General features: G+C 68.8%; 7 protein-coding genes and 1 pseudogene. 2 read left to right on the forward strand and 6 right to left on the reverse strand.

Going from position 1 to position 7,238, the window contains the following annotated elements; genetic code table 11:
• Nucleotides 1-2: 2 nt before the first annotated feature.
• Nucleotides 3-422 (reverse strand): phage holin family protein, encoded by a 420-nt coding sequence (locus ABR571_RS11735; protein WP_409453389.1) that lies wholly within the window; start codon nucleotides 420-422, stop codon nucleotides 3-5.
• Complete coding sequence (locus tag ABR571_RS11740; protein ID WP_409453390.1) at nucleotides 419-1,255, reverse strand: hypothetical protein; 837 nt, start codon at nucleotides 1,253-1,255, stop codon at nucleotides 419-421. Before ABR571_RS11740 ends, ABR571_RS11735 begins: the two co-directional genes overlap by 4 nt.
• A gap of 242 nt (nucleotides 1,256-1,497) precedes the next feature.
• Between ABR571_RS11740 and ABR571_RS11745 the strand changes: the two genes are divergently transcribed.
• Nucleotides 1,498-1,737: an acyl carrier protein gene (locus ABR571_RS11745; protein WP_409453391.1), complete on the forward strand. Its 240-nt coding sequence runs from the start codon at nucleotides 1,498-1,500 to the stop codon at nucleotides 1,735-1,737.
• Between the two features lie 257 nt (nucleotides 1,738-1,994).
• Here the strand turns inward: ABR571_RS11745 and ABR571_RS11750 are convergent, their stop codons facing one another.
• The 4 genes and pseudogenes from ABR571_RS11750 to araA form a co-directional block, all read right to left on the reverse strand.
• Nucleotides 1,995-2,897: an aldose 1-epimerase family protein gene (locus ABR571_RS11750; RefSeq protein ID WP_409453392.1), complete on the reverse strand. Its 903-nt coding sequence runs from the start codon at nucleotides 2,895-2,897 to the stop codon at nucleotides 1,995-1,997.
• A 36-nt stretch (nucleotides 2,898-2,933) separates the two neighbouring features.
• The gene (locus ABR571_RS11755; protein ID WP_409453393.1) at nucleotides 2,934-4,436 is read right to left on the reverse strand and encodes an FAD-dependent oxidoreductase; all 1,503 of its coding nucleotides are present in this window, start codon (nucleotides 4,434-4,436) and stop codon (nucleotides 2,934-2,936) included.
• A gap of 49 nt (nucleotides 4,437-4,485) precedes the next feature.
• Entirely contained in the window at nucleotides 4,486-4,674 is a 189-nt protein-coding gene (locus tag ABR571_RS11760; protein WP_409453394.1) for a hypothetical protein, read from the reverse strand.
• Between the two features lie 36 nt (nucleotides 4,675-4,710).
• A pseudogene (gene araA, locus ABR571_RS11765) lies at nucleotides 4,711-6,252 on the reverse strand (L-arabinose isomerase).
• 214 nt (nucleotides 6,253-6,466) lie between these two features.
• Here araA and ABR571_RS11770 point away from each other — a divergent pair.
• A complete protein-coding gene (locus ABR571_RS11770; protein WP_409453395.1) occupies nucleotides 6,467-6,694 on the forward strand; it encodes a hypothetical protein in 228 nt (75 codons plus the stop codon).
• Nucleotides 6,695-7,238 lie beyond the last annotated feature (544 nt).

The raw sequence follows: 7,238 nt of genomic DNA on the forward strand, positions 1-7,238 counted from the left end.
CCTCATCGTCCTTTGAGAGCGCCGGGGATCTCGCTGACCGTCTCCACGGTGCGTTCCGGCTTGGGATTGACGGTGCGCATCGTCTTGCGCCCGCTCGCGAACAGCACGGCGGCGATGACGGCCCAGATGGCAGCGACGATCAGCGCCGCCCAGGACTCGTCCATCACGTTCGCCAGTCCCCACCACAGGGCGATGGAGAGGAAGAGCGCCACCATGTAGCCGGCGAACCCGGCGCCACCGAGCATGCCGACGCCCTTGCCGGCCTTGGCGACCTCGGTCTTGATCTCCGCCTTGGCCAGTTCGAGCTCCTGGCGCATCAGCGTCGACAGGTCGCGACTGACCTCACCGATCAGCTCGCCGACCGACGCGTTCGAGACATCGGCACGCGGCCCGGTCGTTGACGCATTGTTCGGGGTCGTCATCGCCAGGCCCCCCCGTTGGGCAGGTCCTGCGTCGGCTGGACCGGCTGGGGCTCGCCGTAGGCCGGAGCGGCGAACTCGCTGCCCGCGTTGTCGCCGTAGGTCGATGTCGAGCCGTAGCCCTGCGTGCTCTCCGGGACGGCGGGATAGCCGGGCTGGCCGTACTGGCCGTACTGGCCACCGGTCGAGTAGCCGGTCGCGGCCGGGGACTCCATGCCGCCGTAGGACGGCAGGCTCTCCTGCGTTGCCCCTCCCGAGTGACCGGACGAGTCGTCGGACGTGTGCGCAGCCACGACGCCGCGGGTCAGGCGACCGGCGACCACGCCGGCGGCAAGGGCGCCGACCAGGAACATGCCCGGACGGCGGCGGGCGTAGTTGCGCGCCTCGTCGAGGAGCTGTCCCGGCTCGCGGCCGTCCAGCCAGTTGGCCAGGCCGTCGATGCGGTCCTTGGCCTGGCTGACGAGTTCGGTCGCCACGCCGGACTGTCCCTCGGTGCTCTGGGTCATCGAGCCGAGCTCCGAGCCGAGCGAACGGAGGTTGCTGACCAGGGCCTGGTGCTGTTGGCCCACCTGCGAGGACACCTGCTGCCGCGCTTCACCCGCCAGATCGCGGGCCTGACGCACGGCTTCGTCCTTCACATCGTGGGCGTGCTCGACCGCGGTCTGCGCGACCTGTCCGGCGGCCTGCTTGCCCTCGTTGGCGGCTTCAGCCGCCTTGTCCTTCATCTCGCTCGCCTTGTCCGTCATCGACGTCGATTCCGGCTCCTGGGCCGGCATCGCCTGCGTCGGTTCGAAGGTCGCCTCTCCCGGCGACGGCGGGGGGTAATAGTCACTCATCGGTCCTCCAGCTGGTGTGAGTGCTCCGGATTCGGAACGTCTTCGTAGAACTTCGTAACTCGAGTCACGTCAGCGGCTGCGCCCGGCGGTTACCGCCTCGCATCGCCGCTTGTTGGACGAGAGCGCCTACGCAAGCCGAGTACCCGCCCGACGCTGATGGGAAACCGCGGCGGATCTGACCCGGTTATCGGCCGAATTGTCGGGGTACGCGACTGATATCGGACACCCACGAAGGAGATGCCATGGCTACCGGCGAAACCGGCTTCGATGACGTCACCTACGACCTTGTGTCGTTGCAGTACCACTCGCTGAAGGCCGGTCACGACTACGGGCAGTACGTCTGCGACGCGCGCAACGCCGGCAAGGACGACATCGCCGACTTCTTCGAGCAGGTGATGGCGCAGGACTCGGAGCGGGCGAGGAAGTGCCACGAGTTCCTGGCCTCGCTCGGCGGCATCGACAACACCAGCCCGAACAGCTGACCCGGACACTTCGTGATCGATGCGGATGAACCGGACCAGTTCGGCGAGCAGCATGCGCTCGCCGAACTGTTCACCCGGCTCGGCCGCGAGCTGTCCGCGCAACCCCGCCTGGACGACGTCCTGTCGGTGATCACGCGACGGGCCGTCGAGGTCATACCCAACGCCGACGACGCGGTGTACCGGCTCGACGAGCTCAGCGTCGACCGCCGGTGGCCCGACTTCAGGCGCGAGGTGCGGCCTCGCTGCCCAGCCCGACGTCAGCTGATCGCCGCGAACCGCCAACTCAGCGAGTGGGTCTGCCCAGGGGTCAGGCGGACCAGCCCGTCGCCGGACCGGAAGGCATCGGGCGGGCAGCTCATCGGCTCGATGGCGATCGCCCGCCGGTTCACGTCCGGTCCGGCCTGGTCGCCCGTGCAGACCTGCACCCAGCGCGAGTCCGGGCCCCAGCTGAGTTCGACCCCCGCGCCGCCGGGTGCCCGGAGCGTGGCCGTCGCGACCCCATCGGGGAACTCGATGCCGGTGAAGGCGTGGTCGAGCGCGATGTCGCCCAGCGGTCGCCCGCTCCGGAAATCGAGCTCGCCATCGACCGGCACGACGCCGGTCGGGAGCAGCCGGTCGTCGGTGGTCATCACCTCGGCGGCCGGCAGGGTGAGGACCCATTCGGCCAGCGGCTCGGGTCCGGTCACGAACCACGGGTGGATCGACACGCCGTACGGCGCGTCGGCGGCGCCCTCATTGCGGGCCGACATCTCGACACGCAAACCGGTGGCGTCGAGGGAGTAGCGCGCGGTCAACGTCAGCAGGAACGGGTAGCCCCGCTGGGGGTAGATCACCGTGCTCAGCTCCGCAGCGGACCGGTCGGCGTGCTGCACCGCCCACGGCTGCCAGGCGACCACGCCGTGCAGGGCCGTGCCCCGGCTCGGCTCGGACACCGGCAGTTGATGCGTGCGGCCCCCGAAGTCGTACCGACCGTCGCGAATCCGGTTGGGCCACGGCGCCAGCACCGCACCGTTGAAATCGGGCATCGACTCGCGCGCCGCGAAGCCAGCGATCAGCGGCCGCCCGTCGTAGGCGAACGTCCGCAACGTCGCACCCACTTCGGTGACGGCGACGGTGTAGCCGTCGGCTGCGAGTTCGATCTGCCGCCCGGTCGGATGCATGGGCCTCACCCTGCCACGCGCAACCCTTCGGGACGGTCAGGGATCGCGAGGCTCGAGCGGCTTGACGGCCGGTCCCTCGAGCACAGCTCCGTCCACATCGAATCGCGAGCCGTGACACGGGCAGTCCCACGAGCGTTCGGCGCCGTTGAACCTCAGCAGGCAGCCCATATGCGTGCACCGGACCGAGACGGCGTGCAGCCCACCGTCGTCGTCGCGGAAGACGCCCTTGCGGCCGAAGCCGTCGCCCAGAACCCGCGCCTCTCCGACGGGGACGTCGTCGGCCGATCCGGCCTCGGGGCGCCGCACCCGGTCGCCGAGCAAGTCCACGGTGAACTTGGCACCCAGCTGGCCGACGTCGTGCAGCGACCGCGGTGACAGCCGCGTCGGCGAGAACGTCGCGGCCCACGGATTCTCGCGCCCGGCGATGCGGTCGCTGAGGATCTTGGCTGCGAACGTTGCGGTGCTGAAGCCCCACTTCATGAAGCCGGACGCGACCCACAGTCGCGAGCTGCCCGGCCGGTACGGACCGATCACCGGCAGGTGGTCGTAGTGAACGGGGTCCTGGGCCGACCAGCGATGGGTCACCGCCTCGACGTCCCAGTGCCGCCCGGCGAATTCGGCCAACCGCTCGAACCGTTCCGGGGTGGCCTCGCGAGCCCCGGCGCTGTGACTCTCCCCGCCGACGATCAGTAGATCGCCCGACGAGCGGACCGAGCGGGTGGGGCTGCCGGCGCTGATCGACATCCCTCGCGGCGGCGCCCCGGAGGCCAGCCGGACGGCGATGCAGTACGAGCGCTGCGGCTTGAGCCGCGCGAAGTACAGCCCCCGGTCGAGGAAGGGGTAGTGGGTGGCCACCACGACGTGGTCGGCACGTACGGAGCCCTCGGCGGTCCGCACGCGGCACGGCGTCCCCTCGTCGACGCCCAGCGCTCGGGACCCCTCGAAGATCGACGACCCGTTGCGGTGTATGGCGGCGGCCAGCCCCTGCGCGTAGCGCGTCGGGTGGAGCTGCACCTGGTCGGCCAGCCGAACCGCCCCGTACACCGCGTACGGCAGGTCCGGTGTGTCGACCAGCTCGACGGGCAAGCCGGCTTCGGCCGCCGCCGACGCCTCGTCGGTGACCGACGTGCGCTCCCCCGGCTTGGCTGCGTATGTGTACGCGTCGCGCCGCTCGAGGTCGCAGTCGATGGACTCCTCGCCGGCCAGGATGGCCAGCTGCTCGACGCCGAACCAACTGGCCTCGGCGTACACGGCGGCCGCGGCCGCTCCGTTGCGCTTGCGAATGGTCGAGTAGATCGTCGACTGCAGCGCGCTGACCTTGGCCGTGGTGCAGCCGGTGACGCCGTTGCCCACCCGGTCGGCTTCGAGGACGGCGACCCGCGCGCCGTCGCGTTGCAACAGCCGGGCGGTCGTCAGGCCGCCGACTCCGCCGCCGATGACCGCGACGTCAACGTCGATGTCCTCGTCGAGCTGCCGGTACGTGGTCGACGGTGCGCTGTCGAGCCACAGCGAGTGCAGCGCTGACGTGGTTTCCGGCATGTCCGAGGGCTTCCCCCAGACCACGTCTTCGTCAAACCGCGCCCGGCTGTCAGTCGTCGCCGTACTCGGTGATCGGTCCGAAGTCCTCGGGCCCGTCCACGTCGTCGGACTTCTCGGCCTCCACGGCCTCGGCCTGCGGCAACTCGTCGGTGGACGCTCGCTCGTCGGTGGACTTGCCGTCGTCCGGCGTGTCCGGTCCGACCTGCATGGGCGCCTTCTCGTCGTTCGGATCACTCATCACAACGACTCTACTTACGTCCGCGTCGACGAGGAATTACAGCGCGAGTCGCAGCCGTCGATAGGCGTTGTTCCAACGCAGTTCGTCGCGGAAACGGCGTGGTCGACTGTCCGAGTCGATGCCGACCAGTTCGATCTCGACCATCTCGGCGAACTGGTCGATGACGTCGGCGTCGACCGCCGTCGTGAGGACCGTGTGGTGGGGGCCCGCGGCGAGCATCCAGCACTCCGCGGACACCGCGAGCGACGGATGCGGTTCCCACACCGCGGCGCCGACCGGCAGTGCGCGCAGTTCCTCATCGGGCTCCACGATGGTCACGTCGTTGGCGACGAGGCGCAGCCGGTCGCCCAGGTCGCACATCCCGACGACGACACCCGGCCCCGGCGCGGCCGTGAACGTCAAACGGACCGGATCCTCCCGGCCGCCGATCCCGAGTGGATGCAACTCGAGGGAGGGCCGCTGCGCACTGATGCTGGGACAGACCTCGAGCATGTGCGCGCCGAGCACGCGCTGCGGTCCCGGGCCGAAGTGATACGTGTAGTCCTCCATGAACGACGTGCCGCCCGGCCGGCCGGAGGCCATCGCCTTCACGCCGGCGAGCAACGCGGACGTCTTCCAGTCCCCTTCGCCACCGAAGCCGTAGCCGTCGGCCATGAGCCGTTGTACCGCCAGCCCGGGAAGCTGGCGCATACCGCCGAGATCCTCGAAGTTGGTCGTGAAGGCGCCGAATTGTCCCTGCGCCAGGAACGCGCGCAGGCCGGCTTCGATCCGAGCACCGTAGAGCAACGCGTCGCGTCGTTCGCCCCCCTCGCCCAACTCGGGCGCGCCGTCGTACAGGTCGTCGTAGAGCTCGATCAGCGCGGCGACGTCGCCCGCGGGCACGGCGTCCACGACTGCGACGAGTTCGTTGACGCTGTAGGTGTTGCCCGATACACCCAGTCGCAATTCGGCCTCGACCTTGGTCCCCCTCGGTCACCGCCACGTTGCGCATGTTGTCGCCGAAGCGGGCCACGCGCAGGTCGCTCATCGTCGCCCGCCCGACCGCGGCCCGGACCCATGCGGCCACAGCGGCCACCGTCGCCTCGTCGTTGACGTGACCGACGACGATGCGCCGGTCGAGGCCGATCCGGGGGTCGCGACGTAGCCGAACTCCCGATCTCCGTGCGTGGCCTGGTTGAGATTCATGAAGTCCATGTCGATGGTCGCCCACGGCAGTGACTCGTTGACCTGGGTGTGCAGGTGCAGCAGCGGCTTGCTGAGTGCGTCCAGGCCGCTGATCCACATCTTGGCCGGCGAGAAGGTGTGCATCTGTCGACCCGCTACGCGGCAGATCCGGTAGGGCCGCTGCGCGGCAGATCCGGTCGAGTCAGCTAGAAGACGGATAGCGTCTCGCCATGAACGCCGACCCGCTCGATGACCTGCCAGCCGAGTCTCGTCGAGAGATCCTGCAGAGGTGCAAGCTGTCCTAAATGTAGATGGCGCAGCCGCAGAGGATCTCGTGCGAGCCGCTGAGCCACTCTGGGACGCTATGGAGCGAGTAGGTGGACTCGTTGACGGATGAGGCGGCGGCGAGTTCAGCTACGTCTTCCCTCGCGTATTGAGCTTCATCCGGGCCGCAGCCAATCCGAGCTAGGCGCGGCATGAACGTGCGTTTGATGCGGGTTAAAGCCTAGGTGGCACGACGCGGAGTGAGGTTCATTGGGCTCCGATCCTTCGTGGTGCAGCCGGGCAGGCGACGGTTCGCGTCTGCAGCCTGTGGACGTCGGCGTTGTGACCACGCCAAGCTTGATCCGTGTCCTACAGCGTCTTCGTCGAAAACTTTCAAGGCCAGCCGATCGACAATCCGGCCGCCGTGCGCGCGCTCCTCGAACCGCTAATGGACGACGCGCGGCACAACATCGTGGTCGATGGGGTGCCTACTGAAATCTACGGGATGGACGACGACCCAATCACTGGCTTCAGATTCAGTCGGATCGGGGGGAGGGCGTTTGGCAAATCATCTACGAGGTTGCGGCGTTAGCGGGCGTCGCGGTCATGCCACAAGATGGCCCGCTTTGTCTCACCGACCCAGCCCGTCAGGACCGGCTACCCCAAGAGGCGATTGACGAGGTCGGCATTCGGGTGATTCGCTCCGGCGCAGACATCGCCCGAGTGATCGCCGAGATCGCATAATGGTCATGCGCGCGAGCGCTCAACGCAGCATGAGCGGATGCCTCCCGGTTCGCCTATTCGCCGCACGCTCCATGGCCGCCCGTGCCGCGCGGACGCCCGGCACATAAGCGGATCATGGCGGCGCTCCACACGGCCGCTCATCGGCAGATCCGCGCACTGTCTGCGGCAGATCCGGTAGAGCCGCTGCGCGGCAGATCCGGTAGAGCCGCTTCGCGGCAGGAGAGCGCGGTTCTGCGGACCGTATCAACGCATCGTTCGGCGCTGTGGCCGGCCCGCCTAGTGCGAGCAGTCGGCGGGTTGCCCGGGTTGCTACGAGCCTGCCCTGGCTTCCGCTTGGTCCACCTCTGCTACCAAACGCGTGATGTTCTCGAACGCCGCCCCGGCCGAGTCCT

Source organism: Jatrophihabitans sp. (assembly GCF_046262535.1).
GTDB lineage: Bacteria > Actinomycetota > Actinomycetes > Mycobacteriales > Jatrophihabitantaceae > Jatrophihabitans.

Coding starts and splice junctions, on each gene's coding strand:
- ABR571_RS11745 (WP_409453391.1), top strand. CDS start 1,498: ATGGCTACCGGCGAAACCGGCTTCGATGACGTCACCTACGACCTTGTG.
- ABR571_RS11750 (WP_409453392.1), bottom strand. CDS start 2,897: ATGCATCCGACCGGGCGGCAGATCGAACTCGCAGCCGACGGCTACACC.
- ABR571_RS11755 (WP_409453393.1), bottom strand. CDS start 4,436: ATGCCGGAAACCACGTCAGCGCTGCACTCGCTGTGGCTCGACAGCGCA.
- ABR571_RS11740 (WP_409453390.1), bottom strand. CDS start 1,255: ATGAGTGACTATTACCCCCCGCCGTCGCCGGGAGAGGCGACCTTCGAA.
- ABR571_RS11735 (WP_409453389.1), bottom strand. CDS start 422: ATGACGACCCCGAACAATGCGTCAACGACCGGGCCGCGTGCCGATGTC.
- ABR571_RS11760 (WP_409453394.1), bottom strand. CDS start 4,674: ATGAGTGATCCGAACGACGAGAAGGCGCCCATGCAGGTCGGACCGGAC.